This is a genomic window from Cupriavidus sp. GW821-FHT07C08, assembly GCF_059419025.1.
The window spans coordinates 17,751-44,208 of the sequence record NZ_JBWKQZ010000047.1 but is presented as its reverse complement, the minus strand read 5'-3'; the positions used below and the strand labels follow the sequence as shown (position 1 = coordinate 44,208).

Annotated in this window: 24 protein-coding genes, 1 pseudogene and 1 riboswitch; of the genes and pseudogenes, 9 read left to right on the top strand and 16 right to left on the bottom strand. The window is 66.9% G+C overall.

Going from position 1 to position 26,458, the window contains the following annotated elements; all coding sequences use genetic code 11:
• Window positions 1-72: 72 nt before the first annotated feature.
• Both AC07UK_RS36585 and AC07UK_RS36580 read right to left on the bottom strand, forming a co-directional pair.
• A pseudogene (locus tag AC07UK_RS36585) lies at window positions 73-600 on the bottom strand (reverse transcriptase N-terminal domain-containing protein); the annotation flags it as partial.
• A 989-nt stretch (window positions 601-1,589) separates the two neighbouring features.
• Window positions 1,590-2,918, bottom strand: a complete 1,329-nt coding sequence (locus AC07UK_RS36580; RefSeq protein WP_435385415.1) for an IS4 family transposase — start codon at window positions 2,916-2,918, stop codon at window positions 1,590-1,592.
• 457 nt (window positions 2,919-3,375) lie between these two features.
• Here AC07UK_RS36580 and thiD point away from each other — a divergent pair, with 457 nt between their 5' ends.
• Together thiD and AC07UK_RS36570 are read left to right on the top strand one after the other, a co-directional pair.
• Window positions 3,376-4,203, top strand: a complete 828-nt coding sequence (thiD, locus tag AC07UK_RS36575) for a bifunctional hydroxymethylpyrimidine kinase/phosphomethylpyrimidine kinase (protein ID WP_436220658.1) — start codon at window positions 3,376-3,378, stop codon at window positions 4,201-4,203.
• Window positions 4,204-4,208: 5 nt separating this feature from the next.
• The gene (locus tag AC07UK_RS36570; RefSeq protein ID WP_436220657.1) at window positions 4,209-4,643 is read left to right on the top strand and encodes a PGDYG domain-containing protein; all 435 of its coding nucleotides are present in this window, start codon (window positions 4,209-4,211) and stop codon (window positions 4,641-4,643) included.
• Between the two features lie 22 nt (window positions 4,644-4,665).
• Here AC07UK_RS36570 and AC07UK_RS36565 read toward each other — a convergent pair whose 3' ends face one another.
• The 7 genes from AC07UK_RS36565 to thiC all read right to left on the bottom strand — a co-directional run bounded on the left by AC07UK_RS36565 (window position 4,666) and on the right by thiC (window position 11,155).
• Complete coding sequence (locus tag AC07UK_RS36565; protein ID WP_494688008.1) at window positions 4,666-5,118, bottom strand: PaaI family thioesterase; 453 nt, start codon at window positions 5,116-5,118, stop codon at window positions 4,666-4,668.
• Window positions 5,119-5,237: 119 nt separating this feature from the next.
• Window positions 5,238-5,747, bottom strand: a complete 510-nt coding sequence (locus tag AC07UK_RS36560) for a GNAT family N-acetyltransferase (protein ID WP_494688009.1) — start codon at window positions 5,745-5,747, stop codon at window positions 5,238-5,240.
• A gap of 14 nt (window positions 5,748-5,761) precedes the next feature.
• Window positions 5,762-6,898 carry a thiamine phosphate synthase gene (locus AC07UK_RS36555; RefSeq protein ID WP_494688010.1) on the bottom strand — a complete coding sequence of 379 codons (1,137 nt, stop codon included), beginning with the start codon at window positions 6,896-6,898 and terminating at the stop codon, window positions 5,762-5,764.
• Window positions 6,895-7,731, bottom strand: coding sequence for a thiazole synthase (locus tag AC07UK_RS36550; RefSeq protein WP_010813326.1), 837 nt, complete (start codon window positions 7,729-7,731; stop codon window positions 6,895-6,897). Before AC07UK_RS36550 ends, AC07UK_RS36555 begins: the two co-directional genes overlap by 4 nt.
• 3 nt (window positions 7,732-7,734) lie before the next feature.
• Window positions 7,735-7,932 carry a sulfur carrier protein ThiS gene (gene thiS / locus AC07UK_RS36545; protein WP_114131108.1) on the bottom strand — a complete coding sequence of 66 codons (198 nt, stop codon included), beginning with the start codon at window positions 7,930-7,932 and terminating at the stop codon, window positions 7,735-7,737.
• A 12-nt stretch (window positions 7,933-7,944) separates the two neighbouring features.
• Window positions 7,945-9,138, bottom strand: coding sequence for an FAD-dependent oxidoreductase (locus tag AC07UK_RS36540; RefSeq protein WP_436220653.1), 1,194 nt, complete (start codon window positions 9,136-9,138; stop codon window positions 7,945-7,947).
• A gap of 136 nt (window positions 9,139-9,274) precedes the next feature.
• Window positions 9,275-11,155 carry a phosphomethylpyrimidine synthase ThiC gene (gene thiC / locus AC07UK_RS36535; protein WP_035820575.1) on the bottom strand — a complete coding sequence of 627 codons (1,881 nt, stop codon included), beginning with the start codon at window positions 11,153-11,155 and terminating at the stop codon, window positions 9,275-9,277.
• 101 nt (window positions 11,156-11,256) lie between these two features.
• Window positions 11,257-11,358: riboswitch (TPP riboswitch) on the bottom strand.
• Window positions 11,359-11,557: 199 nt separating this feature from the next.
• Here thiC and AC07UK_RS36530 point away from each other — a divergent pair.
• Window positions 11,558-13,219, top strand: a complete 1,662-nt coding sequence (locus AC07UK_RS36530) for an acyl-CoA dehydrogenase family protein (protein ID WP_494688011.1) — start codon at window positions 11,558-11,560, stop codon at window positions 13,217-13,219.
• A 3-nt stretch (window positions 13,220-13,222) separates the two neighbouring features.
• Here AC07UK_RS36530 and AC07UK_RS36525 read toward each other — a convergent pair whose 3' ends face one another.
• Window positions 13,223-14,902, bottom strand: a complete 1,680-nt coding sequence (locus tag AC07UK_RS36525; RefSeq protein ID WP_494688012.1) for a GMC family oxidoreductase — start codon at window positions 14,900-14,902, stop codon at window positions 13,223-13,225.
• Window positions 14,903-15,217: 315 nt separating this feature from the next.
• Here AC07UK_RS36525 and AC07UK_RS36520 point away from each other — a divergent pair, with 315 nt between their 5' ends.
• Window positions 15,218-16,621, top strand: coding sequence for a coniferyl aldehyde dehydrogenase (locus AC07UK_RS36520; RefSeq protein ID WP_494688013.1), 1,404 nt, complete (start codon window positions 15,218-15,220; stop codon window positions 16,619-16,621).
• Here AC07UK_RS36520 and kdoO read toward each other — a convergent pair whose 3' ends face one another.
• Together kdoO and metK are read right to left on the bottom strand one after the other, a co-directional pair.
• Window positions 16,622-17,566: a Kdo hydroxylase KdoO gene (gene kdoO / locus AC07UK_RS36515; protein ID WP_494688014.1), complete on the bottom strand. Its 945-nt coding sequence runs from the start codon at window positions 17,564-17,566 to the stop codon at window positions 16,622-16,624.
• Between the two features lie 202 nt (window positions 17,567-17,768).
• On the bottom strand, window positions 17,769-18,932 hold the full coding sequence (gene metK / locus AC07UK_RS36510) for a methionine adenosyltransferase (RefSeq protein WP_114131137.1): 1,164 nt from the start codon (window positions 18,930-18,932) through the stop codon (window positions 17,769-17,771).
• A 331-nt stretch (window positions 18,933-19,263) separates the two neighbouring features.
• Between metK and AC07UK_RS36505 the strand changes: the two genes are divergently transcribed.
• The 4 genes from AC07UK_RS36505 to AC07UK_RS36490 all read left to right on the top strand — a co-directional run bounded on the left by AC07UK_RS36505 (window position 19,264) and on the right by AC07UK_RS36490 (window position 22,885).
• Complete coding sequence (locus AC07UK_RS36505) at window positions 19,264-20,169, top strand: lysophospholipid acyltransferase family protein (RefSeq protein ID WP_494688029.1); 906 nt, start codon at window positions 19,264-19,266, stop codon at window positions 20,167-20,169.
• Window positions 20,166-21,059, top strand: coding sequence for a lipid A biosynthesis lauroyl acyltransferase (locus AC07UK_RS36500; RefSeq protein ID WP_494688015.1), 894 nt, complete (start codon window positions 20,166-20,168; stop codon window positions 21,057-21,059). Before AC07UK_RS36505 ends, AC07UK_RS36500 begins: the two co-directional genes overlap by 4 nt.
• 42 nt (window positions 21,060-21,101) lie before the next feature.
• Window positions 21,102-21,968, top strand: a complete 867-nt coding sequence (dapF, locus tag AC07UK_RS36495; RefSeq protein WP_494688016.1) for a diaminopimelate epimerase — start codon at window positions 21,102-21,104, stop codon at window positions 21,966-21,968.
• 107 nt (window positions 21,969-22,075) lie between these two features.
• The gene (locus AC07UK_RS36490; RefSeq protein WP_436220646.1) at window positions 22,076-22,885 is read left to right on the top strand and encodes a polyphosphate kinase 2 family protein; all 810 of its coding nucleotides are present in this window, start codon (window positions 22,076-22,078) and stop codon (window positions 22,883-22,885) included.
• Between the two features lie 23 nt (window positions 22,886-22,908).
• Here AC07UK_RS36490 and AC07UK_RS36485 read toward each other — a convergent pair whose 3' ends face one another.
• Window positions 22,909-24,216, bottom strand: a complete 1,308-nt coding sequence (locus AC07UK_RS36485; protein ID WP_494688017.1) for a patatin-like phospholipase family protein — start codon at window positions 24,214-24,216, stop codon at window positions 22,909-22,911.
• 102 nt (window positions 24,217-24,318) lie between these two features.
• Complete coding sequence (gene pyrE, locus AC07UK_RS36480; protein ID WP_013955303.1) at window positions 24,319-25,005, bottom strand: orotate phosphoribosyltransferase; 687 nt, start codon at window positions 25,003-25,005, stop codon at window positions 24,319-24,321.
• Between the two features lie 27 nt (window positions 25,006-25,032).
• On the opposite strand from pyrE, the gene AC07UK_RS36475 reads away from it, so the two are divergent.
• Window positions 25,033-25,809, top strand: coding sequence for an exodeoxyribonuclease III (locus AC07UK_RS36475; RefSeq protein ID WP_494688018.1), 777 nt, complete (start codon window positions 25,033-25,035; stop codon window positions 25,807-25,809).
• Between the two features lie 9 nt (window positions 25,810-25,818).
• On the opposite strand, the gene AC07UK_RS36470 is transcribed toward AC07UK_RS36475, so the two are convergent.
• Window positions 25,819-26,217, bottom strand: a complete 399-nt coding sequence (locus AC07UK_RS36470; RefSeq protein WP_494688019.1) for a type II TA system antitoxin MqsA family protein — start codon at window positions 26,215-26,217, stop codon at window positions 25,819-25,821.
• A 31-nt stretch (window positions 26,218-26,248) separates the two neighbouring features.
• A complete protein-coding gene (locus AC07UK_RS36465) occupies window positions 26,249-26,449 on the bottom strand; it encodes a type II toxin-antitoxin system MqsR family toxin (protein ID WP_494688020.1) in 201 nt (66 codons plus the stop codon).
• Window positions 26,450-26,458 lie beyond the last annotated feature (9 nt).

Genomic DNA, 26,458 nt, shown 5'->3' with positions numbered 1-26,458 from the left:
TTGGATGGGCTCCTCAAATCAACGCTTTAGTTAGTCGTCGCGCTGACGTCCGCTCGAGGTATTTCAGCGGCCTGCTAGGGAGGCGAACAGCTGTCTCATGGCATCATGAGTCGAACGATTGATCCGAAACCCATACGAGTTCGGATCGCTCATCCCTTCAGACACCGGTTCCAGCGCCAGCAGATACAACGCTTGCATGGCTCGGTCCAACATGGTCGGAATGCCCAGGGGGCGCTTCTTACCGTTGGCTTTGGGGATGTAGACCCTCCGTAATGGCAGTGGCCTGTACCCCCGGCGCTTCAACCGTCCAATGGCTTCCCACCGGACTTCAGGCGTTTCCCACTTCACGCGGTCGACTCCCGCCGTCCGCGCACCTTGGTTCATCGTCACTCGCCGTACCGCCGATGCCTTGGCGGAGAACGAGCGGGTCAAGGACCTTTGCAGGGCTTTCACCCTGCGCCAATCCCCTTCCTGTGTTGCCTTCGCAATTCGAATCTGCATTACTCGAACATTCCGTTCAATGCGGCGCCAATCGATGTCGCCCCATTTTTGCGGAACGCCGGAAGGCGCAGATTCATCCTCGCGGATAAATGCTTCCATGCTGCCCTCCTATCTTGAGGATCTTCCCAAGATTGAGAGACAACTTGCCCCTTGCGGGACAGGCTGTCCCACAAGGGAAGAAAAGTTTAAACAAGCGAGTTCAGTCAGTCGTCTTGCGACGAGTAGACCAGTTGGAAGTCTGCCCGCTTTCGCGTGGGATGATGTTTCAATCCCTATCCGGACCATTACAGCCCAGCATTCGCTTTTTCCAACCTCCCATACCCGCACAGCCAACAGCGTTCCTTGCGGTTCGCCTGCCTGAGCCAAACGGCGCTCGGGCAGCCATACGGGCTTACCACGTTCCCTACGCATTACACGACTGGGTTAGGGCCTGCCTCTTCGCCGGTGGTCTGTATGACGACGTATCCCGACCACTCAGCGGGATAACCGACCACGTACCGTTTGGTTAATGCCTGTCAGCAGCTTTGGCATCGCAATACTCACGGCGTTTATCAGCAGTTCACATATGTTGCCCATACCAGCCAGCCTGGCTCCTCGACCCCATTGCTGCTCGGAGTCTCTGCGTTCCTGCCTCACGGCCGGGACGCACCCTTACAGGGGCTACGTTGTCAGGAGAGCTTCGCACCCCACCGTTACCAGTGACGCACGTCTCCCTAGGCTACTGCTAGTCGTATAGCAGGTTCGCTGCCCAAGGTCGCCTCTCGGCGGTGCTCGGGTTGAACCATAACGCGTAGAGCTCTACGCTCCGAGACCTCAATTCGTCTCTCATCGGCTCCTGGACAAGCGAGCTCCTGACGGATGGTGAACAGAATCCATTCCGCCCCTAAAGGCAAGGTGATGAAATTGAACGCTCGCATGAGAATGGAGCGCGCAGGAAAACTCGCCCATAGGCGAGCTTGTCCGCCCTTGGGCCGTGGCTGAAGCATTGTTCAGCAGATGGCAGGACCATGTGACAACCGGTACTTTGGCTAACACACAGCGATGTGGACCTTTCCTTTGCCCGTTAAGGCCATTCCCTTATACACAAGTCATGACTCTTCCCGCAGTGCTTGAATCGTGAGCGCGGCGTCCATGGTTCGCTGCATGCCGATCCAGATTGTCTTGGCGCCGGGCTCGCCGTCGCTCTTCCGCCCAAGGAAGCCACCCAGGGAAGCAACCAACCGAATCATCTGATTGAGTGTGACCGGTGTCTTCGGGCGGGCCTTCTTTGCGAGCACGTATGCTCCCCGAATCTCGTCGGCGTCGAAGAATAAGGACGCATCCAGATCCGGACAGGTTCTACCCAGTCGCATCAGGCGGGCAATGCGCCACGCCACCACCATATACAACGCCAAGGCCCGCTCCACACGATCCATGTGCGATAGCTGCAGCGCTTCGACCTTGCAGCCGGTCTTCAGGACATGGAAAAACATCTCCACCTCCCATCGGGCTCGGTACCATTCGACGAGTTCGATGACGGCATCGGCATCCTGCGCTTCTCGGTTGGTCAACAACCGCCAAACCACTGGCTTGAGGCCTGCGGGCGCTCCGATCTCCCTTGCCTCTACACAGGTGATCTCCGCGCCGACCAGACCCGGCAGCTTCACACGTTTTGCGCGTAGCTCCTGTTTGACCTCGCGCGCCTTCTGCCCTGCACGCCCTGGCAAGATAAAGGTGATTTCCCGGAGTACCGGGCTGGCGCCGACGCTATCCCACAACTTGCCGCTCTCAGCAAGGTTGCGGTTGTGTTGGCTGCGGATCAACCAGTCGGCTGGCTGGCCGAGGTCCTGGGCGCGCGCCATCAACTCGGCAATATCACCCTCGCGGTCAGTCACATACACCAGCCGTGTCTGGGGCAATAGCGCGGCTTGCTCCGCAACCCGTTCATACCCTTCAATCCAGCGTACGCTTTCCTTGATCCCGCCGCGGTTGCCATCGGCGTCCTTTGGCTCCCGAGCCCACATCCAGGCATCGATCACCCCAAGCGGTTCACGGTCAGGCGTCACCGCGTAGGTCGGATGCAAAAACATGCCCCGCTGGGCTTCGTAGCTCAGCGGCCCCAACCCCTCCATCTCCTGGCCATTGAAGTTCAACTCGGTCGAATCAGCGATGCACAGCACTACCGGAAACAGCGCGGCTCTGTCCGCCGTGCGTTCCCAATGCGGCTGCATCACGTCCCGCCAATCGATCTGCTCATTGCCGAGAAACCGATATGCCCCAATGGTTTGCGACCAGTCATCGCATGCGCCGGGGATGCTCGCCGTAGGCAGGGCCGCAAACCGCTTGAGCAACTCCTTGGCACGCCGATCCCGCCGCGGATCACCAAGATCCAGACTCTCAAATTCCTCGTCCACCCATGCCCCCGACTCGTTGCTCATTGCTGCGCGAAAATCCAAGAGTAAACGCGAGTCTGGCGAAGTTAACAACCGCTTACCTCGAAATTTCGCAGCCTCAGGCTACATGCTCCGCTGCCGACACGGTCCTACTTGTGTATAAGGGAATGCGTTAAGGCACGATTGGTCAGAGAAGAATTTGTCGGATTTTCACAACATTCGCCAGTGGCTGTCGTCGTGTTCCGACTAAGGTCGATGCCCCAAGAGGGACTACTATTTCACACACGACCGATCCAAAGCTTCAGATCGGTCCACCGCCATTGCATGTGCTGAGCGGTGTTTTAGCGGCCGACCGGAAGGCCTGCCGTCCTCTGGCTACTGCGACCTTAGAATCGAGGCTATTCAAGGTCTGAGGGTTCAGGTTATTTTAAGAGGGCCTGTCCCTCTACACGGAGCGTGCCGTGTCCGCCTTGCGCACCGGCTCCCTCCGATTCCTGCACAGATGATCCCAACGCCACCCCGCACCCTGACCATCGCCGGTTCCGACTCCGGCGGCGGCGCCGGCATCCAGGCCGACCTGAAGACCTTTTCCGCGCTGGGCTGCTTCGGCATGAGCGCCATCACCGCGATCACCGCGCAGAACACGCTGGGCGTGAGCGGCGTGCACGCCATTCCCGCCGACATGGTGGCCGCGCAGATCGATGCCGTGGCCGGCGATATCGGCGTGGACGCGGCCAAGACCGGCATGCTGGGCACCGCCGCCATCGTCGAGGCCGTGGCCGCGGCGGCGGACCGGCACGGCATCCGCAAGCTGGTGGTGGACCCGGTGATGATCTCGACCTCGGGCGCGACGCTGTCCGATGATGCCACCACGCAGGCCATGGTGCGGCTGCTGTTCCCGCGCGCGCTGCTGGTCACGCCCAACCTGCCTGAGGCTTCCTACCTGCTGGGCCGCAAGATCACGCGCCGTGCAGAGATGGAGCAGGCCGCCGCCGAGCTGATCGCGATGGGCTGCCCCGCGGTGCTGCTCAAGGGCGGCCACCTCGAAGACGGCGCCGCTGCCGGCGGCCTGGATGACCTGCTGATGCTGGCCGACGGCAGCGTGCGCGTGTTCACGCATCCGCGTGTCGATACCCGCAACCTGCACGGCACCGGCTGCACGCTGGCCGCCGCGATTGCCGCGCAGCTGGCGCGCGGCGATGCGCTGGAGGCGGCGGTGGGCACGGCGCTGGACTATGTGGCACAGGCCATCGCCGCGGGCGCGGGGCTGCGGCTGGGCGCCGGCAACGGGCCGCTGAACCATTTGTTCGCGCCGCGCGCGCTGGGTTGACAGACATGACGATGCTGGCCGATATCGACCTGCGCAGCGACCCGGCTGCCGCGTTCTACCTCAAGCATGAAGTCGTCGACGTGGTGTTCGCCACCGAGCCCGGCGAGCTGATCAGCCGCGAGGGACCCAACCGCTACCAACCCGGCGATGCACTCATCACCAGCCGCGGCGGCGACCGCTGGTGCGTATCGCGCGACCGCTTCGACCCCAAGTACGAGGCCGTGCCGCCGCTCGCGCACGGCCAGGACGGCGCCTACCGCAACAAGCCGATCCCGGTACTGGCGCGCGAGATGCACGAGGCCTTCAGCATCGCGCGCAGCGCCGGCGGCGACGTGCTGCACGGCAAGCCGGGCGACTGGCTGATGCAATACGCGCCCGGCGACTATGGCATCACCGAGCGCGCAAGATTCGAACAGGTGTATCGGCCGCTGCAGGACTGAGCGGCTGGCCGTTAGGAAGGAATCAGTTGCCGCCGCTGGACAGCGGTACCAGCTTGAACGCGGCCCGCGCCACGCACACCACGGTGCCGGCCGCGTCCTTCACTTCCCCCTCGCAGAATGCGATGCGTGCGCCACGGCGCAGGCAGCGCGCCTCCAGCGTCAGCTCGCCGCGCGCGGCGGCGAGGAAGTGGGTCGACATGTCGATGGTGATCACGCCGGTTTCCGTGGGCGCATGCGAGCGCGCCGCACCGCTCAGCGTGAAGTCCAGCGTCGCCATCAGCGTGCCGCCATGCACATCGCCACGGCTGTTCACCAGCTGCGGGTGCGCCGGCAGGCGCGTGCGGCAATAGCCCTCCTCGATAAGCTCCGGCTGCAGGCCGAAATAGCGCATCAGCGGCACGTCGATGCCGAAGTAGGGCTTCTCGGGCGTGCCGGGGGCGACGGGGACGATTTCGGGGGCGGGCTGGCTGGACATGATGGGGGATTCTGGGTGGTTGGCGGGGAATGCTGCCCAACATCATAACGGCGGGGTCCCGTTCGGTTCCCGCGGCTGGGCGAATGTCGCACAAATCCTGGAAACGCCGCGCGCGCCCTTCAGAGCACCTGCCGCATCGCCACCCGCTGCCGCAGCCCCGCAGCACGCTGCGCCGCCAGCGCATCGGCCAGCAACGGACACAGCTCGTCGTCACGCAGCTGGCGAAACCCGAGCGACGCATAGAACGGCGCATTCCAGGGCAGGTGGGCAAAGGTGGTCAGGTTGAGCGAGTGCGATCCCCCCGCCCGCGCCCAGCCCTGCACCGCCCCTACCAGCGCCCGGCCAATGCCGCGGCGCCCGTGGTCGGGGTGCACATCCATTTCATCGAGATAGGCGTACTCGCCGTTACGGCTGGCCAGCGCAAAGCCGGCCAGTTCCCCATCGCGCTCGGCCACCCACAGGCGCGCTTCGCGCTGCGCGGCGGCCAGCACCGGCTCGGGCGTGCTGACCAGGCGCAGCAGCGCCGGCAGGTCCGCGTCAGGGAAGAGCGCCGCGGCGGCCAGTTCGATATCGGCCAGGCGCGGCAACTCGTCGGCCGCTGCCAGGCGGATGTGCGCAGCAGCAGCCATGGCTGGCTCCGCGCTCAGGCAGCGGGGAACAGGCTGACCAGGTGGGCCACCGCGGCCGGCACGTCATCAGCCTCGGTCACCGCGCGCACCACGGCGGCGCTGCCGACGCCGACGGCAAGCACCTCGCGCATATTGGCCGCGTTGACGCCGCCGATACCCACCAGCGACGGGATCACCGGCTGCATCAGCTTCACGTAGGCGCGGAAGCGGCCCATGCCCTGCGGCTGGGTCGGCATCACCTTGGTGGTGGTCGGGAAGATCGCGCCCAGCGCCAGGTAGCTGGGGCGGATCGCGGCCACGCGCAGCATCTCGGCATAGCCATGGGTGGAGACACCCAGGCGCAGGCCCGAAGCGCGGATCGCATCGAGGTCGGCATCATCCAGGTCTTCCTGGCCAAGGTGGATGCCGTAGATGCCGCTCTGCTCGCCACCGTTGGCCGCGCGATAGTCGATCGCGGCCTGCCAGTGGTCGTTGACGAACAGACGCGAAGACGAGCCCTGCATGGCCTTCGCCGCGCGTGCGATCTCGGCGCGCACCGCGGCCGGGTCGTCGGACTTGAAGCGCAGCTGCACCGTCGGCACGTTCAGCGGCGCCAGGCGCTCGATCCATTCGGCGCTTGGCACCACCACGTACAGGCCCAGCGCGGGGCACGGGGCGAACGGCGCCGCGGCCTGCTCGGGGGCCACCAGGGCGGCGTGCCGCACGTGCGGGAAGCGGGCAAAGTCAGACGGCCAGTCGGCCGAGCCCGGCTCCCAGGCTCGCGCCAGGCACAGCGCGTCGTGCGCGGGGAAATGCAGCGACAGGCTGGCCAGAAGCACCGCGACAAAGGCGGGCGAATGCGGCTGGTCGGTGTCGGCGGCAACGGAGAAGACCCACGTGCCCATCGGCGAGCGCACGGTGTCGATCCACTGGCCACCCTCCCGGTCGGTCTCGATCAGCGTGGCGCCCGCGGCGGCGACGCGCGCGATCGTGCCTGCGTCGGCTTCGCCGTCGAACAGCAGCACGTCGTGGGCGCCGGGTTGCGCGGGCGCGTCGGCCAGGCGCCAGGCCTGCCACGGCTTGTCATCGACGCCGAAGGTCTCGCCATAGTGTTCCAGCACCGCCTGGCGCAGCGGGCCGTCGGCGGGGGCATGCACGGGGCGGCGGGTCATGCGCGCTGCTCCGTGCTGTCGGCGTGCCAGAATGGCATGCCGACGACCGGGGTGCTGGCCTGCGCCACCTCGCGCTCGGGCATCGGCCCGGCCAGGTAGGCGGTGCGGCCGGCCTCAACGGCCTGCGCAAAGGCGCGCGCCATATTGACCGGGTAAGCGGCCTGCGCCACCGCGGTATTGAGCAGCACGCCGTCGTAGCCCCACTCCAGCACCTGCGCCGCGTGCGACGGCAGGCCCAGGCCGGCATCGACGATCAGCGGCGTGTCGGGCAGGCGCTCGCGCAGCACGCGCATCGCGTGCGGGTTGACCGCGCCGCGGCCGGTGCCGATCGGGGCCGCCCATGGCATCAGCGCCTGGCAGCCGACGTCGAGCAGGCGGCGGCACAGCACCAGGTCCTCGGTGCAGTACGGCAGCACCTTGAAGCCTTCCTTGATCAGGGTCTCGGCCACGGCCGGCAGGTTCAGCGTATCGGGCTGCAGCGTGTAGTCATCGCCGATCAGCTCCAGCTTGATCCAGGGCGTCTCGAAGACCTCGCGCGCCATCATCGCGGTGGTGATCACTTCCTGCGCGGTAAAGCAGCCGGCGGTATTGGGCAGCACCGGCACGTCCAGCGCCTTGAGCATCTGCCAGAAGGCCTGGCCGCCCTCGCCGGCGCCCACCGCGCCCTGGCGGCGCAGCGCGACGGTGATCATGGCGGGCCTGGAGGCCTGCACGGCCGCCTCCAGCGTGGCCGGCGACGGATAGCGCGCGGTGCCCAGCAGCAGGCGCGAGCCGAACGACTCGCCATACAGCACGAACGGGTCGCGCAAGGTTTCGGAAGGTTCGAATGTCATGGGTCAGCCTCCCGTCACGGGTTGCACGAGGTCGATGCGGTCGCCGGCCGCAAGCAGGGTGTTGGCGTGGGCGCCGCGCGGCACGAACTGGCCGTTGACCGCCGCGGCAAAGGGGGGCGCGATCTGCGCCGCGCTCACCGCGTCCGCCAGCGTGGCGGAATCGGCAAGGGCGAGCGGTCGGCCGTTGAGCAGGATATCCATGTCTGTCATGCGTTAGTGCAGCAGTCCGCCGGGTGCGGCCATGGTGGTGGTGGCGGGCGCTTCGGTCACGGCCTCGATCATGCCAGGCCAGCGCAGCGCGGCCGGCACCGCATGGGCCGCGGGATCGCCCTTGAGCAGCGCGCCCACCACCGCGCACGCGGCCTCGGTCACCGCCGGCGCAATCAGAAAGCCATGCCGGTACAAGCCGTTGACGCGCACCACGCGCGCGCGCTGGTCCACGCGGATCGCCGGCAGGTGGTCGGGCCGCGTCGGGCGCCGTTGCACGTTCAGCTCCAGCACGCGCGCTTCGCCGAAGGCGGGATGCAGCGAATGCGCCGCCGACAGCAGCTCCAGCGCGGAACGCACGCTCATGGGCGAATCATCCTCGCTTTCCAGCTCGGTGGCACCGATCACGTACAGGTCGTTGGGCTTGGGCGCGATATAGATCGGGTAGCGCGGATGCAGCAGCCGCACCGGCCGGTGCAGCCTGACGTCGGGCGCATGCACGCGCACCACTTCGCCGCGCAGGCCGCGCAGCCCCGGCTGGGTGCCGCCGGGTTGCGCCGGCCAGGACGCGCGCGCGCCCAGGCCGCGGCAGTCCAGCACCACGTCGGCACGGATGCCGAGTTTGGGCAGCGATTCGGCATCGACCTCGCCGGCCTCCCAGACGCAATGCACGCCTTCGCTGACCGCGCACGACAGCAGCGCGCGCAGCGCGCCACGGTTGTCGAGCTGGCCTTCGCCGGCCAGCAGCAGGCCCTGCGGGAAGCGGCCCGCCAGCGCGGGCTCGACTTCGCCCACGCCCTTGCCGTCCAGCGCGCGCAGCCGTTGCGACACCAGTTCGGGCGGCGCCACCGCGCGCACGCGGCTGGTGAACAGCGACATCTCGGCGCGGTCGCGCGCATGCCAGACCACCAGCGTGCCGTCCTCCTGGAAGAAGACCGGCTCAGGCAATTCGGCCAGCCACGCGCGCCACAGGTCGACGCTGGCGATGCCCAGGTCGACGATGCGGCGCTCGGCAATGGCCGATTCCGCCAGCGGCGCCAGCATGGCCGCGGCCACATAGGCGGCCGAGCCCGCGCCGTCCGGACCGGCCCGCTCCACCAGCGCCACGCGGGCGCCGCTGCGTACCAGTTGCCAGGCGGCCAGGCGGCCGGCAAGACCGGCCCCGAGAATGGCGACGTCAAACGACTGCACTGCTGTCATGAGGGGTGTTGTGCCGGACGGGGCGTGCGGCCGCGCCGGCCTCCTTGTTGTCGGTGCCGCCGCGCGAGGCGCTGCGCGACGGCGAAACACGAGCGGGCATGGGTGCGAAGCCACGCCCGTACTGCCTGTCACTGCATCACGAGTAGATCTTGCTGCCCTTCTTCAGGAACTCGATCGACTTTTCTTCCATGCCCTGCTTCGCTTCCTTGGGCAGCGACGCCGCGTAGTCGCGCACTTCCTGCGTGATCTTCATCGAGCAGAACTTCGGCCCGCACATCGAGCAGAAGTGGGCGATCTTGGCGCCTTCGGCCGGCAGCGTGGCGTCGTGGTACGAACGCGCGCGTTCCGGATCCAGGCCCAGGTTGAACTGGTCTTCCCAGCGGAACTCGAAGCGTGCCTTGGACAGCGCGTTGTCGCGCAGCTGCGCGCCCGGCCAGCCCTTGGCAAGGTCCGCGGCGTGCGCGGCGATCTTGTAGGTGATGATGCCCTCGCGCACATCTTCCTTGTCCGGCAGGCCCAGGTGCTCCTTGGGCGTGACGTAGCACAGCATGGCGGTGCCCATCCAGCCGATGTTGGCCGCGCCGATGCCGCTGGTGATGTGGTCGTAGCCGGGGGCGATGTCCGTCACCAGCGGTCCGAGGGTGTAGAACGGCGCTTCATAGCAGTGCTTCAGCTCTTCATCCATATTGGCCTGGATGCGCTGCAGCGGCACGTGGCCCGGGCCTTCGATCATCACCTGCACATCGTGCTCCCACGCCTTGGCGGTGAGCTCGCCCAGCGTGCGCAGCTCGCCGAACTGGGCGTCGTCGTTGGAGTCAGCGATGCAGCCCGGACGCAGGCCGTCGCCGAGGCTGAACGACACGTCATAGGCCTTCATGATTTCGCAGATCTCGTCGAAGTGCGTGTACAGGAAGTTTTCCTTGTGGTGCGCCAGACACCACTTGGCCATGATCGAACCACCGCGCGAGACGATGCCCGTGACGCGGTCGGCGGTCAGCGGCACGTAGCGCAGCAGCACGCCGGCGTGGATGGTGAAGTAGTCGACGCCCTGTTCGGCCTGCTCGATCAGCGTGTCGCGGAACATCTCCCAGGTCAGGTCCTCGGCGATGCCGCCGGTCTTGTCCAGCGCCTGGTAGATCGGCACCGTGCCGATGGGTACCGGCGAGTTGCGCAGGATCCATTCGCGGGTTTCATGGATGTGCTTGCCGGTGGACAGGTCCATGATGGTGTCGGCGCCCCAGCGGATCGACCACACCATCTTTTCCACTTCCTCGGCCAGCGACGAGGTCACCGCCGAGTTGCCCAGGTTGCCGTTGATCTTGACGCGGAAATTGCGCCCGATCGCCATCGGCTCCAGCTCGGTGTGGTTGATGTTGGCGGGAATGATGGCGCGGCCCGAGGCGATTTCCTTGCGCACGAATTCCGGCGTGATGTCTTCCGGACGCAGCGGCAGGCCGGCGCCCAGCGCGTTGCCGGGGTGCTGGCGCAACAGCGCCTTGTATTCGGGCTTGTCGTACAGCGCCTGCAGGTTCAGCGATTCGCGCAGCGCCACGTATTCCATTTCCGGCGTGATGATGCCCTTGCGCGCATAGTGCATCTGCGACACGTTGGCGCCGGCCTTGGCGCGGCGCGGGTTGGTCAGCTGGGCAAAGCGCAGGTGCGCGGTGGCGGGGTCGTTGGCGCGGTCGCGGCCGTATTCCGACGACAGGCCCTTGAGCACTTCGGTATCGCCGCGCTCATCGATCCACTTGGCGCGCAGCGCCGGCAGGCCGGCCTTCAGGTCGATATGCACGTCCGGGTCGCTGTACGGGCCCGAGGTGTCGTACACCGGGATCGGCGGATTGGACATCTCGCCCTTGTCGGTGCGCGTCGACGTTTGCAGGATGGTGCGCAGCGGTACGCGGATATCCGGGCGGCTGCCGGTCAGGTAGGTCTTGCTGGAAGCCGGATAGGCGAATTTCTGGTCGAGGTCGCTTTCGAGCGATTCGAAGGATGCAGCGGGGGCAGTACGGGCCATGGGTGTCGTCCTCTCTCTTGCGGGGGTGGACGAAACCAGGAGCCTTGTGAGCGCTGCCTGGGGCCTGAGGCCGGGGGCGGCGAGTCCCGGAGGGACTGGAGACTTGGTCTTGTGAAACTTCCCACGCCGGTACTAGCCGGATCGGGTTCGAAGGGACTCTCTCAGCCGCACGGCCCATCCGTACGGCACCCCTGTTTCATCCAACGGGGTGAATTTAAGCACAAGCCCCCGGCGGGCGCTAGTGCCAATTGACCTCCATTTGTGGTGCCACAGCTGTGCGCACAGGTATCAAATAACGCATGCTGCAGCGCACGAATCCCACGCAAGGGCATGGCAATGCACTCAAACGCGCGTCACGTGCTCTACCATGCAAGCAGGACGCGTCCACCCTCCAATGCCGCCATGACCGAAGCTGCCACCCACCGCGTATTCAACCAGGTGCCCGATCTCGCGCACTACAACCTGTTTGCCACCGACCCGTCGCTGCGCGGCGCACTGGATCGGCTGGGAGGCGGCTGGCATGCCGCGGCGCTGGGCCAGTTCGGCGCGCGCCTGGGCGAGCCGGAAGTCCAGCAATGGGCAGCCGATGCCAACCGCCACACGCCCGAGCTGCACACGCACAGCCGCACCGGCGAACGCATCGATGCCGTGGACTTCCACCCCAGCTGGCACGCGCTGCTGGGCTTGCTGCGCAGCCAGCAGCTGCAGGCCCTGCCCTTCGCGCAGCCGCGCGCGGGCGCATGGGTGGCGCGCACCGCCGGCTACTTCCTGCAGGCGCAGGTGGAATCCGGCTCGCTGTGCCCGCCCACCATGACCTTCGCCAGCATCCCGGTGCTGCGCAAGGAAACCGCACTGTTTGCCGAGCTGGAGCCGCGGCTCTATGCGACCGAACACGATGCACGCGACCTGCCATGGCGCAGCAAGAGCGCGATCATGATCGGCATGGGCATGACCGAGAAGCAGGGCGGCTCGGACGTGCGCGCCAACACCACCGTGGCGCGCGCGGTGCGGGGCGAAGGCCGCGGCGCGGAATACGCGCTGACCGGGCACAAGTGGTTCTTCTCCGCGCCGATGTGCGATGCGCACCTGGTGGTCGCGCGCATGGGCGCCGAGGACGGCCCGCTGTCGTGCTTCTTCGTGCCGCGCTTTCGCGACGACGGCAGCAAGAACGCGGTGCTGATCCAGCGGCTCAAGGACAAGCTCGGCAACCGCTCCAATTCCAGCAGCGAGGTGGAATTCCGCGACGCCACCGGCATCCTGATCGGCGAGGAAGGCCGCGGCATCCCGACCATCATCGAGATGGCCACCAGCACGCGGCTCGACTGCGTGATCGGCAGCGCCGCGATCCTGCGCGCGGCCTATGTGCAGGCGCTGCACCATGCGCGCCACCGCAGCGCCTTCGGGCGCCTGCTGGCCGACCAGCCGCTGATGCGCAATGTGCTGGCCGACCTGGCGCTGGAATCCGAAGCGGCCACCCTGCTGATGATGGAGCTGGGCCACGCCTTCGAGCACGCTGACGATGATCCGCTCGCGGCGGCATGGAAGCGCGTGGTCACCCCCGCGGCCAAGTTCTGGGTCTGCAAGCGCACGCTGGAAGCCACCGGTGAAGCCATGGAAGTCTGGGGCGGCAACGGCTACGTGGAAGAAGGCCCGATGGCGCGGCTGTACCGGGAGGCGCCGGTCAACTCGATCTGGGAAGGCTCGGGCAACATCATGTGCCTGGACGTGCTGCGCGCGATCCAGCGCAATCCCGACGATGCCGCACGCTTGCTGCAAGACCTGTCGCGCCGCGCCGGCGGCCATCCGGCGGTACGCGCAGAACTGGCATCGCTGCAGGCCATGCTGCACGAGAACCCGGAACTGCTGGAAGCCAATGCACGCCGCTTCGCGCAGGGGCTGGTGTTGACCGCACAGGCCGCGCTGATGCTGGCGCATGCCGATACCGAGAATGCGGAGCTGTTCGTCGCCAGCCGGCTGGGACGGCAGCACGGGCGCGTATTCGGCACCCTGGATACGGATGCCGACGTGCTCAAGCGGGTGTTCTCGCGCGGCTTCGAAGGTTAGGCTTCACGCCTCCATCGATTCCAGCACCCGCAGCATCACCCGCGGCGCATAGCGGATCAGGTCATGCGCGCGCTCGCCGATCATGATGGCGGGCGCATTGAGGTTGCCGCCGACCAGGGTCGGCATCACCGACGCATCGACCACGCGCAAGCCCTCGACGCCGCGCACGCGCAGTTGCGGGTCCACCACCGCCATCGCATCCATGCCCATGCGGCAGGTGCCGACCGGGTGATAGATGGTGTCGGCATGCTCGCGGATCAGCTCGCGCACGGCAGCGTCGTCGCTGCCATCGGCACGCAGTCCGGCGGAGTATAGTTCGCGTCCGCCGAAGCCGGCCAGCTGCGGCTGCGCAAAAATGCTGCGCACGATGCGCACGCCAGCCACCATGTCGTCCAGGTCGCGCGCATCGCTCAGGTATTGCGGGTCGATCAGCGGCGCGCGCCGGATATCGTGCGAAGCCAGCCGCACCTCGCCGCGGCTGCGCGGGCGCAGCACGCAGACATGGCAGGAATAGCCGTGGCCGAAGTTCAGCCGACGCATGTGGTCATCCGCCATGCCGACCACGAAATGCAGCTGCAGGTCGGGCTCGGGCAGATCCGGGCGGCTGCGCAGGAAGCCGCCTGCCTCGGCGAAGTTGCTTGACATCATGCCGGTGCGCTCGCGCCGGTAGCGCAGCATTTCAGACACCAGCCGCGCCAGGCCGCCGAACGACACGCCGAACAATTCAGGCACGGCCACGCGCTTGTGCAGCACGATGTCGAGATGGTCCTGCAGGTTGGCGCCCACGCCAGGCAGGTCATGCACGACGGCGATGCCGTGTTCGCGCAAGTGCGCGGCGGGGCCGACGCCCGACACCATCAGCAGCTGCGGCGAGCCGAATGTGCCCGCGCACACGATCACGTCGCGGCGCGCGCGCAGCAGTTGCCGGCGGCCCTCGCGCACCACCTGCACCCCGGCCGCATGGCGGCCTTCAAAAACGATGCGCAGCGCCTGCGTATCGGTCAGCACCTGCAGGTGCGCGCGGCCGCCGTTGCAGGCCCGGTCGCGCTTGTTGCCACCGTGCAGGTAGGCACGCGCCGCGTTCCAGCGCTCGCCCGCGTGCTGCGTGACCTGGTACCAGCCCACGCCCTCCTGTTCTTCGCCGTTGAAATCGTCGTTGCGCGGGAAGCCCGCCTGCTGCGCTGCCTCGATGAAGCGTTCGGCAAAGGGGTTGGGGGTGCGCAGGTCGCTCACGTGCAACGGGCCGTTGCCGCCGTGCAGCGGGTCGTCGTCGCTGCCGGCCAGGCGTTCATTGCACTCGGCGCGGCGGAAGTACGGCAGCACGTCGTCCCATGACCAGCCGTCGCAGCCGGCGGCGGCCCACGCGTCGTAGTCGGCGGCACGGCCGCGCGTGTAGATCATGGCGTTGATCGAAGAACTGCCGCCCAGCCCGCGCCCGCGCGGCTGGTAGCCGCGGCGGCCGTTCAGGCCCGGCTGTGGCACGGTTTCATAGCCGTAGTTGCGTGCCCCCGCGCGCGGCAGCAGCGCGGCAAGCGCCGCGGGTGTGCGTACCAGCACATGGTGATCGTGGTGCCCGGCCTCGACCAGGGCAATGGTGTCGTCGCCGCTGTCGGCAAGCCGCCCCGCCAGCGCACAGCCCGCCGAGCCCGCGCCGACGATGACGTAGTCAAAGGTGGTTTCCATCTGTCTCCCCGCGAGTCCGCAGGCGGCGCGCGTGCGTGAGCCGGGCCGCGCCAGTGCGTGCGCGCCCTGTCCGTCCAGCGGATGGCAAGCTGTGAGATTCAGTGTAGGCGCTAGCCCGGACGGTGGAGAAGCCCGGTGGTGCAGGCCGCCGGCGCTGCGCAGACGGGCGTTTGAATTGCCCTTCTGGTAGGAAACTTCCATTGCCATGGCTGGCACGCTACCTTATCGTGCGCGGGAACACGCGGACCGCTGCACCGCCACCCGCCGCGATCTGCTTCCACTGTCCCGGCACGTCCCTTGCCCAGGAGCGCAGCAATGCGAGAAGTCCCCGACCTGTCATCCGTCTTTGGCGCCATGCACGCCGCGTCACGGCGCGACCAGCTGCCCGCCTGGGCCGTGCGCGCCGACCGCCTGCAACGCCTGCGCCGGCTGGTGACAGAGAACGAGGCTGCCATTGCCGCCGCCATCCACGCGGACTTCACCAACCGGCCGCGGCAGGAAACCGCGCTGCTGGAGGTATTCCCGAGCCTGGGCGGCATCGACGACGCGCTGCGCCACGGCAAGCGCTGGATGCGCGTGCGCCGCGCCGCCACCGGCTTCTGGTTCCGGCCGGGCCGCTCGCGGCTGGTGCCGCAGCCGCTGGGCGTGGTGGGCATCGTGGTGCCCTGGAACTATCCGCTGTACCTGACGGTAGGGCCGCTGGCCGGCGCGCTGGCGGCGGGCAACCGCGCCATGGTGAAGCTGTCTGAATACACGCCGCGCTTTGCGGCCTTGTTCGCGCAACTGGTGCCGCAGCACTTTGCGCCGGACGAGATCGTGGTGGTCAACGGCGATGCCGAGGTGGCGAGCGCCTTTACCGCGCTGCCCTTCGACCACCTGCTGTTCACCGGCTCGACCGCGGTCGGCCACCATGTGATGCGCGCGGCGGCCGTCAACCTGACCCCGGTGACGCTGGAACTCGGCGGCAAATCGCCGGCGATTATTGGCGCCGGCGCCGACCTGCCACGTGCGGTGGAGCGCATCCTGGTGGGCAAGCTGATGAACGCGGGCCAGACCTGCATCGCGCCAGACTACGTGCTGGTGCCGGAAGACCTGCGCGGGCAGCTGGTGGAGGCGGCACGCCGGTGCGTGGGCCGGCTTTATCCGGACCTGGCGCGCAACGGGGACTACACCAGCATCATCAGCCCGCGCCACTTCGCGCGCCTGGCGGCGCTGGTGGATGAAGCCGCGGCGCAAGGGGCGACCGTGGTGCCGCTGTCCGATGCGCAGCCGGACGCGCAGGCGCGGCGCCTGCCGCCGGTGCTGCTGCTGGATGTGCCCGAAGGCGTCACTGCGATGCGCGAGGAGATCTTCGGGCCGGTGCTGCCCGTGGTGACGTACCGCACCCTGGACGAGGCGGTGGACTACATCAATGCGCGCCCGCGTCCGCTGGCGTTGTACCTGTTCGAGCGCGACCGCGGCGCCATCGGCCATGTGATGAAGCAGACCGTTGCCGGCGGCGTCACGGTCAACGACACGCTGTTCCATATCGCCCAGGACGGCCTGCCCTTCGGCGGGGTCGGCGCCAGCGGCATGGGCGCCTATCACGGCCAGGCGGGTTTCGACACCTTCTCCAAGGTGAAGCCGGTGTTCCACCAGGCCGGCCTGAACGGCGCCGGCCTGCTCAAGCCGCCTTACGGCAAGACCTTCGAAACCATGTTGCGCCTGCTTTTGCGTTGATCAGGACACCAGCATCGGCCGCCCGAGCATGCGCGACAGCACCGCCTCGGGCGAGTGGGTGTGGTCGGAAATCGCCTGCGGCGCGAGGTAGATGGTCTGCTCCATCATCGCCCGTCCGCGCATGGCCGCATGCAGCAGCTGGTCGCTGAAGACGATCCAGGTGGAACCCGGCGGGAAGTGGAATTCCTGCTGCGGCACCCTGGCCTGGTAATCCAGGTCGGCCTTGGCCAGGTCATGCAGCTGCAGCATGCGGTGATCGTATTCCGAGCGCTTGCGCTTGGTGATATGCAGCAGCTTCATCAGCGCCGCCTGCCCCGGCCACATGCCATGGGTCCTGGGCACGAACTTCTGCGCAAAATCGCCGAACGGCTCGCCCACACGCCACACGCGCGCCGCAGCCGGGTCGATATTGTGGAACACGCGCAACAGGCGCTTGCCCAGCATCGGGTTGGACGGGAACGAGTCCACGTGCAGGCGGGTGTCGTCCTTGCGCCAGCTGACCGGGCGCCCGGCGATCTCGCTGGGCCGCAGCGAGGTGCCGGCGCGCGTCATGTGCGGAATGTATTCCGGGAACAGCGTGCGCACCAGCAATTCGCTGTTGTCGGCGTAGCGGCGGATCAGCGTGTACAGGTCCGCCAGGTCCTGCGGGCTGCCCTGGGCGCCGCGCACCGCGGTGTCGTCGGCGCGCAGGTTGATGTTCTTGGACTTGCCGTCGGAATAGCGGCTGTCCAGGAAGCGCTCTTCGCCCGGCTGGAAACGGAAGTTCAGGTTCGGGAAGTACAGCACGGCGCCCTGCTCCAGCTCGCGGCGCAGCGTGGCGCGCTCCTCGGCCGTGACCTGCGGCGCCCAGTCGGTATACGGCTGCGGGCGGATCAGGTTGAGCTGGCCGGCGGCGGCGGGCGGCGGGGTTGAAGTCGAGGGGGCAAGGACAGGCGCTTCGGACATGGCATCCTCTGGAAACGGTCACCAGTGTTTGGGGTCGGCCGCCGGCGTGGCGGCTGGGGATGGCGGGATTTTACTCCCTGCCGCTTGCGGTGGCGCCGGCGTCACGCGGTGACTAAGCCAGGATCAAGTCCGCGTAAAAAAACCCCGCGGGCCCTTGCGGGCCGGCGGGGCTTGCCGTCAGTGCTGCTGGCGCGGGTGACGCTTACAGGCCGGCCGCGGCGCGCAGCGCAGCCGCCTTGTCGGTGGCTTCCCACGAGAATTCCGGCTCTTCGCGCCCGAAGTGGCCGTAGGCGGCGGTCTTCTCGTAGATCGGGCGCAGCAGGTCCAGCATCTGCACGATGCCCTTCGGGCGCAGGTCGAAGTGCTCCTGCACCAGTTCGGCGATCTTGGCGTCGGGGATCTTGCCGGTGCCCTCGGTGTAGACCGTGACGTTGATCGGGCGGGCCACGCCGATGGCATAGCTGACCTGCACCTGGCACTGGCGCGCCAGGCCCGAGGCCACCACGTTCTTGGCCACGTAGCGCGCGGCGTAGGCGGCCGAGCGGTCGACCTTGGACGGATCCTTGCCCGAGAACGCGCCGCCACCGTGCGGCGAAGCGCCGCCGTAGGTATCGACGATGATCTTGCGCCCGGTCAGGCCGCAGTCGCCCTGCGGGCCGCCGATCACGAAGCGCCCGGTCGGGTTCACCAGGTACTTGGTTTCCTTGAGCATCTCGGCCGGCAGCACCGCCTTGATGATGTCCTCGATCACGGCTTCGCGGATCTGGGCCTGGGCGATGTCGGGCGAATGCTGGGTCGACAGCACCACGGTGTCCACGCTGTGCGGCTTGCCGTCGACATAGCGCACCGTGACCTGCGACTTGGCGTCCGGGCGCAGCCAGGGCAGGCGGCCGTCGCGGCGCAGCAGCGACTGGCGCTCGACCAGGCGGTGGGCGTAGTAGATCGGGAACGGCATCAGTTCCGGGGTCTCGTCGCAGGCGTAGCCGAACATCAGGCCCTGGTCGCCGGCACCCTGGTTGAGGTAGTCGTCGGAAGCGCGGTCAACGCCCTGGGCGATGTCGGGCGATTGCTTGTCATAGGCGACCAGCACCGCGCAGCCCTTGTAGTCGATCCCGTACTCGGTATTGTCGTAGCCGATGCGCTTGATGGTGTCGCGCGCGATCTGGATATAGTCGACATTGGCGGTCGTGGTGATTTCCCCAGCCAGCACCACCAGACCGGTGTTGCAAAGCGTCTCAGCTGCCACACGCGCGTACTTGTCCTGGGCCAGGATGGCGTCCAGGACGGCGTCGGAAATCTGGTCGGCGACCTTGTCGGGATGGCCTTCGGAGACGGATTCCGAAGTAAAAAGGAAGTCGTTTGCCACGAACTTATTCTCCAGGTTGGCTATTGCGTGCCAGCCCGTGCGGTTCATGGCGGCGACGCTTTAGCGGTATTTCAGGCAGCCCGATCAGAGCCGCATCGCCCCGCAAGTTGTCAGTTAACTCGGCGATACACGCTATTATACGCGCCTGCCGGGCTCGTTGCAGCGCGCCAACGGTACAGCACGGCACCCGGCCAACCAGCCGGGATACCGTGCCCATATGAATCCCGATGACGGCACGCTGCGCGCGGAACTGAATACCGCCATAGAAAAAACGCTGCCTGCCCGTCTGTCCCCCGGCACGGACCCGCAGCAGACCTGCTTTTCGCGCCTGATGACCTTTTTATTCTGGCTGATCTCCCGTTTTCCCCTGCGGCTGCTGCATGCCGCGGGCGGCGCGCTCGGACTGCTGATCGCGCGCCTGCCTGGCCGCTACGGCCAGCGCCTGCGGGAGAACTTCCGCCAGGCGTTTCCCGACGCCACCGAGGCGATGATCGACGAAGCGGCCCGTTCGGCCGGACGCATGATCATCGAGATGCCTTACTTCTGGAGCCGCAGCAAGATCGGCGCGAAGCTGTATGGCTTTGACGACTACCTGTGGCCCGAGCTGGGCAAGCTGCAGGCGCGCGGCAAGGGCATCATCATCCTGACCCCGCACCTGGGCTGCTTTGAAGTGCTGCCGCAGTCCCACGCGCTGCAGCGCCCGGTCACCGCGCTGTTCAAGCCGCCGCACCAGCCCTGGCTGCGCGACTGGATCGAAAAAATGCGCACCCGCCCCGACATGCACATGGCGCCGGCCACGCCGCGCGGGGTGCGCATGCTGGTCAAGGCACTCAAGCGCGGCCAGGCGGTGGGCATCCTGCCCGACCAGGTGCCCAGCGGCGGCGAGGGCAACTGGGCGCCGTTCTTCGGCAAGCCCGCCTATACGATGGCGCTGGTGCACCGGCTGCAGCAGCTGACCGGCGCGCCGGTGGTGGCGGTCTTTGCCGCGCGCCTGCCGCGCGGCGCCGGCTATCGCGGCCACCTGCGCGTGATCAACGACGGCGGCATGCTGCCGGACGATCCTGCCGCCGCCGCCGCGGTCATCAACCGGACCATCGAGGAACTGGTACGCCTGTGCCCCACGCAGTACCTGTGGGCTTACAACCGCTACAAGCAACCCGCCGGAGCGGGCACCCCGGACGCGCCGGGCACCCCGGGCAACGACACCGAGCCGGCCGCTGATCAATCGATTTCATGAGCCGTGTGTTCACGTGGCTTGGCATCGGCTTGCTGACGGTGCTGGGCAAGCTGCCATATCCGTTCGTCGCGCGCTTCGGCGAGGCGCTGGGAAGCCTGCTCTACCTGGTGCCGAGCGAGCGGCGCCGCGTGGTGCGGGCCAACCTGCGCCTGTGTTTCCCGGACCGCACCGAGGCCGAAATCGACGAGCTGTCGCGACAGAGCTTCCGCATCCTGTTCCGCAGCTTTGCCGAGCGCGGCATCTTCTGGACCGGCAGCGAAGCGCAGATGCGCCGCTGGGTGCAGATCGACGACCAGGCCGACCTGGTGGCGCTGGATGGCACCCCGCATATCCTGGTCACGCTGCACCTGTCGGGCGTGGAAGCCGGCGCGATCCGGCTCACCATCAACCTGCGCGAGCATCTCGGCCGTTCCGGCGCATCGCTCTACACCAGGCAGAAGAACGACCTGTTCGACCACTTCCTGAAGCACGCGCGCGGGCGCTTCGGCGCCAACATGATCTCGCGCAACGACAGCGCGCGCGACATCCTGCGCTGCCTGAAGAAAGGCGAGGCGCTGCAGCTGATCGCCGACATGGATTTCGGCGAGCGCGACTCGGAGTTCGTGCCGTTCTTCGGCGTGCAGGCGCTGACACTGACCTCGGTGTCGCGGCTGGCGCGCCTGACCGGGGCCAAGGTGGTGCCGATCTACACCGAGATGCTGCCTGACTACCAGGGCTATGTGCTGCGCATCCTGCCGCCCTGGGAAGACTACCCCGGCGCAAGCGTCACCGACGACACGCGCCGCATGAATGCCTTCTTCGAGGACTGCATCCGCCCGCGCGTGCCGGAGTACTACTGGGTGCACAAGCGCTTCAAGCACCGCCTGCCGGGCGAGCCCGAGATCTACTGAGCGCGCCGGCACATCCGGCGCCTCGCAGCTACAATTCTCACCATGAAACTCCAGTTCACCAAAATGCACGGCGCGGGCAACGACTTTGTCGTGCTCGACGGCATCCACCAGCAGATCGACCTGACCCCGGCGCAATGGCGTGCGCTGGCCAGCCGGCATTTCGGCGTGGGCGCGGACCAGATCCTGATCGTTGAAAAGCCGTCCCGCCCCGATGTCGACTTCCGCTACCGCATCGTCAATGCCGATGGCAGCGAGGTGGAGCACTGCGGCAACGGCGCGCGCTGCTTTGTGCGCTTTGTCACCGACAAGGGCATGACCGACAAGCGCTCGGTGCGCGTCGAGGTGATGAACGGCATCATTACCCTGACGCTGCAGGACGACGGCCAGGTCACGGTGGACATGGGTGCGCCCGAGCTGGAACCGGCGCGCGTGCCGTTCCGTGCCGAAGGCCTGCCCACCCGCGCGGAAGGCGCGGACACGCTGTACGGCCTGGAGGTCAACGGTCGCACCGAATGGATCTCGGCGGTATCGATGGGCAATCCGCACGCGGTGCAGGTGGTGGACGACGTGGAGAACTTCCCGGTGCTGCAGGACGGCCCGGTGGTGGAGCACCATGCCGCCTTCCCCAACCGCGTCAATGCCGGCTTCATGCAGGTGCAGGACCGCCACACCATCCGGCTGCGTGTCTACGAGCGCGGTGCCGGCGAGACCCTGGCCTGCGGCACCGGCGCCTGCGCGGCCGTGGTGGCCGGCATCCGGCGCGGCCTGCTGGACTCGCCGGTGCGGGTGCATACCCATGGCGGCGAGTTGACCATTGCCTGGGATGGCGGTGTGGAACCGGTGCGCATGACCGGCCCGGCCACCACCGTGTTTGAAGGCAGCATTGACCTGGCAGCCCTGCCGGCCTGACCATAGGGGCTGTGCGCCCCTTTCCACACGCCCCGCATTCCTTGCCGCGGAGCCCCGGCGGGGGCGCCCATTCCCTTGATCTTGCTGGTCAGACCGATGGAGCGCCCATGCCGCTGGACGATTTCCGCATCACCTCGGGCAAGCGTTTTCGCCTTGCCGACTTCGACCCGGGCAGCAAGCCGCTGTCGTGCGGCAAGAAAGAGGAAGACCTTGCCCGCATCATCGAACTGAGCAACGCCCTCGACGCACAGCAGGACATCTTCTACGCCGAGCACCGGCGCAAGCTGCTGGTGGTACTGCAGGGCATGGATACCAGCGGCAAGGACGGCACCGTGCGCGGCGTGTTCCGCAGCTTCGATCCGCTGGGCATCCGCGTGGTGGGCTTCAAGGCCCCGTCCCCGCAGGAACTGGCGCGCGACTACCTGTGGCGCATCCACCTGCAGGTACCGAAGACGGGCGAGATCGTGGTCTTCAATCGCAGCCACTATGAAGACGTGCTGATCACGCGCGTGCACGACTGGATCGACGCCAACGAGTGCGAGCGGCGCTTCCGCCAGATCCGGGACTTCGAGTCGATGCTGACCGAGACCGGCACCACCATCGTCAAGTGCTTCCTGCATATATCCCGCGACGAGCAGAAGGCACGGCTCGAAGCGCGCCTGGCGGACCCGGAGAAACACTGGAAGTTCGACACCACCGACCTTGCCGAGCGCAAGCACTGGAAGGCCTACATGGACGCCTACGAGGCTGCCATCATGGCGACCAGCACGCCCGAATGCCCGTGGTACGTGGTGCCGGCCGACTCCAAGACACACCGCAACCTGATGGTGGCGGAGATCCTGACCAAGGTCTTCGAGGACCTCAAGCCGGCCTACCCGCCGGCCCGGCCGGAACTGGCCACGATCAAGGTCGACTGAGCCGCCCGGCCGCCTCAGCCGCCTCAGCCACCGTTCCCGCGGTGCACGTCGTGCGTGACGAAGGGGTGCTCGCGGCTGGGCATCGCCAGCCATTGCGGGTGGCGCAGGGTCTGGCGGATATCGTCCAGCCCGCTGGTCCAGTGCTCTTGCATGGTGAGCGCGCCGAACTGGTAATCCTTGGCCAGGTTCTCGAACGACTTGTCGCGGTAGATCAGCTGGATCACGTTGCGGCGCGCGTCGCAGGCCTGCTCCGCCGCGCGGCGGTACCAGGCGTTGTCGCGCTTTGATGGCGGCACCAGCGCCATCACCTCGTTGAGCATGCGGCGCAGGTTCTGCTGCTCGCGCATGTAGTCGGTAATGGCCCGCGTGCGGCTGGAATACTGGATGTCCTTCTGGCGCTCGGCCACGTCGACCAGGTCGTGCGGCAGCTTGCCGCGCGCGCTCCACAGGTCGACCTGGAAGATCAGCGCGTCGCGCCGCGGCTGCGCGGTCAGCACCTCGGCCAGCGGTGTGTTCGATACCAGCCCGCCATCCCAGTAGTACTCGCCCCCGATCTCCACAGCCGGAAAGCCCGGCGGCAACGCGCCCGACGCCATGAAATGCTCGGGGCGGAGCTTGTCGCGGGTATTGTCGAAGTACGCGAAATTGCCGGTGCGCACATTGACCGCCCCCACCGAGACGCGCATCAGGTCGGGGCGGTGGTTGATCAGGTCGAAGTCAGCAAAGCGCTCGAGCGTCTCCTTCAGCGGCGTGGTGTCGTAGAAGCTGGCATGGCTCGGGTCCGAGTAGCGCGATATCAGCTCCGGCCAGCTGCGCGGCTGGAAGAAGCCACGCTGGCCTTCCAGCATGGCACGCGCCGCATGCAGGCCATCGAACCAGATCCGCATCGGCTCGGGCCAGCCTTCGGCATGGTCGGCGAACCAGGTGTGCGACAGGCTGGGCAACCACGGCTGCGCGCAGATGTACTCCCAGAAGGCGCACAGTTGTTCCACGCGGCGCTGGGGCGGATTGCCGGCGATGATGGCTGCGTTGAGCGCACCGATGGAGATGCCGGCAACCCAGTTCGGGTAGATGCCGCCCTCGGCAAGGCCCTGGTACACGCCGGCCTGGTAGGCCCCGAGCGCGCCGCCGCCCTGCAACACCAGCGCGCGCACGGCATAGGCCTCGTGCGCGGGCCGGTCCGGGGCCTTGGCAGCCTGGCGCACCGGCTTGCGCGGCCGCACCTGCGCGCCGCGCTCGGCCAGCGACTCGCCATTGCCGGCTGATTCCGCCGTTGTGGATGGCGTTGCCGCCTGCCGCCCTGCCCGTTCCTGCCGCTCTTTTGCCGCCACGCCGCGCTCCCTCCCAGTCTGAAAGTCAGCCGTCCGTCCGCTGTCCGCCGAACGTGCGGAATGAGGGCGCTGGCTGGCAGCACCCCGTTGCCATCAACGGTTTCAGACGCCGTAGCGCTGACGATAGGCCGCCACGGCCTCGCGCGAAGCCCCCAGCGCCGGGTCCTGCGACGCATCCAGGTACGCCAGCAGGTCCTTCAGGCTGGCAATCGCGATCACCGGGATGCCGAATTCGCGCTGCACGTCCTGCACGGCGGAATGGGTGCCGACCTGCTCGGCGGTACCGCTCTTTTCCATGCGGTCCAGTGCGATCAGGACCGCGGCCGGCTCGGCGCCGGCGGCGCGGATCATGTTCACCGATTCGCGCACCGAGGTGCCGGCGGAAATCACGTCATCAATGATGACCACCTTGCCCTGCAGCTTGGCCCCGACCAGCGTGCCGCCTTCGCCATGATCCTTGGCTTCCTTGCGGTTGTAGGCGAAGCCGACGTCACGTCCCATGCCCGCCAGCGCCACCGCGGTGGCCGACGCCAGCGTGATGCCCTTGTAGGCCGGCCCGAACAGCACGTCGAACTGCACGCCCGAGGCCAGCAGCGTTTTGGCATAGAATTGCGCCACCTGGCCCAGCATCGCGCCCTGGTTGAACAGGCCGGCGTTGAAGAAGTAAGGCGATTTGCGGCCGGCCTTGGTGACGAACTCGCCAAACGACAGCACGCCCGCATCGAGCGCAAAGCGGATAAAGGTCTGGCTGAGATCGGCACCCGCGGGCGGTTTCTGCTGCGTCATCATTTCTCTCTGAATTCAAAATTTCCCCGAATGTTACGGATTATCAGCGCCAACCTCAACGGCATCCGCTCCGCGTCGAAGAAGGGCTTTTTCGACTGGATGGGCAAGCAGGACGCAGACATGGTCTGTGTGCAGGAACTGAAGGCGCAGGCCGCCGACATGACGGAAGCGTTCATTGCGCCACATGGCTACCACGGCTATTTCCATTACGCCGAGAAAAAGGGCTACAGCGGCGTGGGCCTTTACACGCGCCATCAGCCCGAGCGCGTGGTCACCGGCTTCGGCATTCCCGAATTCGACAACGAAGGCCGCTATGTGGAAGTGCAGTATCCGCACCTGGCGGTGATCTCGGTGTACGTGCCGTCCGGCTCCAGCGGCGAGGAGCGCCAGCAGGCCAAGTTCCGCTTCATGGAGGCCTTCCTGCCGCACCTGCTGCAACTGAAGGCAAGCGGACGCGAGATCGTGCTGTGCGGTGACGTCAACATCGCGCACAAGGAAATCGACATCAAGAACTGGAAGGGCAACCTGAAGAACTCAGGCTTCCTGCCGGAAGAACGCGCCTGGATCGGCGAACTGTTCGACAGCCACGGCTATGTCGACGTGTTCCGCAAGCTGGACCCGCGCCCCGACCAGTACACCTGGTGGAGCAACCGCGGCCAGGCCTACGCCAAGAACGTCGGCTGGCGCATCGACTACCACCTGGCCACGCCCAAGATCGCCGACACCGCGCACCTGTGCTCGATCTACAAGGACGAGAAGTTCAGCGACCACGCGCCGCTGTCGATCGACTACGACTTCCCGCTCTGAGCACCGCGCTTACGCCGCCCGGATCTCTTCAAGCAGTTCCGGGTGGCGGTCAAGCAGCTTGAGCAGCTTGACCAGCGCCAGCGGCGGCTTGGTCCGGCCGGTTTCATAGCGCGAGAACGCGTTGACACCGCCGCCGAAGATTTCGGCGGCTTCGCGCTGGTCGAGGCGGAGCTTCTTGCGGACGTCAGTGATATAGCACGGATCGACAAGCGAGGCGTTGACCTGCTTGTTGAAGGCGAGCATCGCATCGCTCACCCAGTCGCTGTCGCGAGGAAGCACGCCCTCGCCGCACTTGGGACACCATTGCCCCGGCACATCGCGAATCACGGTTGTTTCACCACGGTACGTATAAGGCATGTCGCGAATCCCCGCCTCGAGATCCGCACCACCGCACACAGGACACTTCATCTGGCCTCTCCTTTGACTGTCTGCGCCGCTGCTACCTCAGCTTGAAGGAAACGACCAGCACCTCATCGGTGACCGTGAGCTTCACATACAAGGCGCCTTGCGGCGTGACAGGCCTGTAGACGTCCTGCCAAACCCGGTGGTCTTCATACGTGGTCATGCTCTTGTAGAAGTCCGCCGGACCAAGCTGCATCAGGATTTCGCGAACACCGCTCCACTGCAGACCCCGACGCATGGGAATAGG

Coding starts and splice junctions, on each gene's coding strand:
- AC07UK_RS36550 (WP_010813326.1), bottom strand. CDS start 7,731: ATGACATTCGAACCTTCCGAAACCTTGCGCGACCCGTTCGTGCTGTAT.
- AC07UK_RS36570 (WP_436220657.1), top strand. CDS start 4,209: ATGACGATGCTGGCCGATATCGACCTGCGCAGCGACCCGGCTGCCGCG.
- AC07UK_RS36505 (WP_494688029.1), top strand. CDS start 19,264: ATGACCTTTTTATTCTGGCTGATCTCCCGTTTTCCCCTGCGGCTGCTG.
- AC07UK_RS36465 (WP_494688020.1), bottom strand. CDS start 26,449: ATGCGTCGGGGTCTGCAGTGGAGCGGTGTTCGCGAAATCCTGATGCAG.
- AC07UK_RS36520 (WP_494688013.1), top strand. CDS start 15,218: ATGCGAGAAGTCCCCGACCTGTCATCCGTCTTTGGCGCCATGCACGCC.
- AC07UK_RS36475 (WP_494688018.1), top strand. CDS start 25,033: ATGTTACGGATTATCAGCGCCAACCTCAACGGCATCCGCTCCGCGTCG.
- pyrE (WP_013955303.1), bottom strand. CDS start 25,005: ATGATGACGCAGCAGAAACCGCCCGCGGGTGCCGATCTCAGCCAGACC.
- AC07UK_RS36560 (WP_494688009.1), bottom strand. CDS start 5,747: ATGGCTGCTGCTGCGCACATCCGCCTGGCAGCGGCCGACGAGTTGCCG.
- AC07UK_RS36565 (WP_494688008.1), bottom strand. CDS start 5,118: ATGTCCAGCCAGCCCGCCCCCGAAATCGTCCCCGTCGCCCCCGGCACG.
- AC07UK_RS36525 (WP_494688012.1), bottom strand. CDS start 14,902: ATGGAAACCACCTTTGACTACGTCATCGTCGGCGCGGGCTCGGCGGGC.
- AC07UK_RS36555 (WP_494688010.1), bottom strand. CDS start 6,898: ATGACCCGCCGCCCCGTGCATGCCCCCGCCGACGGCCCGCTGCGCCAG.
- thiD (WP_436220658.1), top strand. CDS start 3,376: ATGATCCCAACGCCACCCCGCACCCTGACCATCGCCGGTTCCGACTCC.
- AC07UK_RS36470 (WP_494688019.1), bottom strand. CDS start 26,217: ATGAAGTGTCCTGTGTGCGGTGGTGCGGATCTCGAGGCGGGGATTCGC.
- thiS (WP_114131108.1), bottom strand. CDS start 7,932: ATGGATATCCTGCTCAACGGCCGACCGCTCGCCCTTGCCGATTCCGCC.
- thiC (WP_035820575.1), bottom strand. CDS start 11,155: ATGGCCCGTACTGCCCCCGCTGCATCCTTCGAATCGCTCGAAAGCGAC.
- dapF (WP_494688016.1), top strand. CDS start 21,102: ATGAAACTCCAGTTCACCAAAATGCACGGCGCGGGCAACGACTTTGTC.
- AC07UK_RS36580 (WP_435385415.1), bottom strand. CDS start 2,918: ATGAGCAACGAGTCGGGGGCATGGGTGGACGAGGAATTTGAGAGTCTG.
- AC07UK_RS36490 (WP_436220646.1), top strand. CDS start 22,076: ATGCCGCTGGACGATTTCCGCATCACCTCGGGCAAGCGTTTTCGCCTT.
- AC07UK_RS36500 (WP_494688015.1), top strand. CDS start 20,166: ATGAGCCGTGTGTTCACGTGGCTTGGCATCGGCTTGCTGACGGTGCTG.
- AC07UK_RS36530 (WP_494688011.1), top strand. CDS start 11,558: ATGACCGAAGCTGCCACCCACCGCGTATTCAACCAGGTGCCCGATCTC.
- kdoO (WP_494688014.1), bottom strand. CDS start 17,566: ATGTCCGAAGCGCCTGTCCTTGCCCCCTCGACTTCAACCCCGCCGCCC.
- AC07UK_RS36540 (WP_436220653.1), bottom strand. CDS start 9,138: ATGACAGCAGTGCAGTCGTTTGACGTCGCCATTCTCGGGGCCGGTCTT.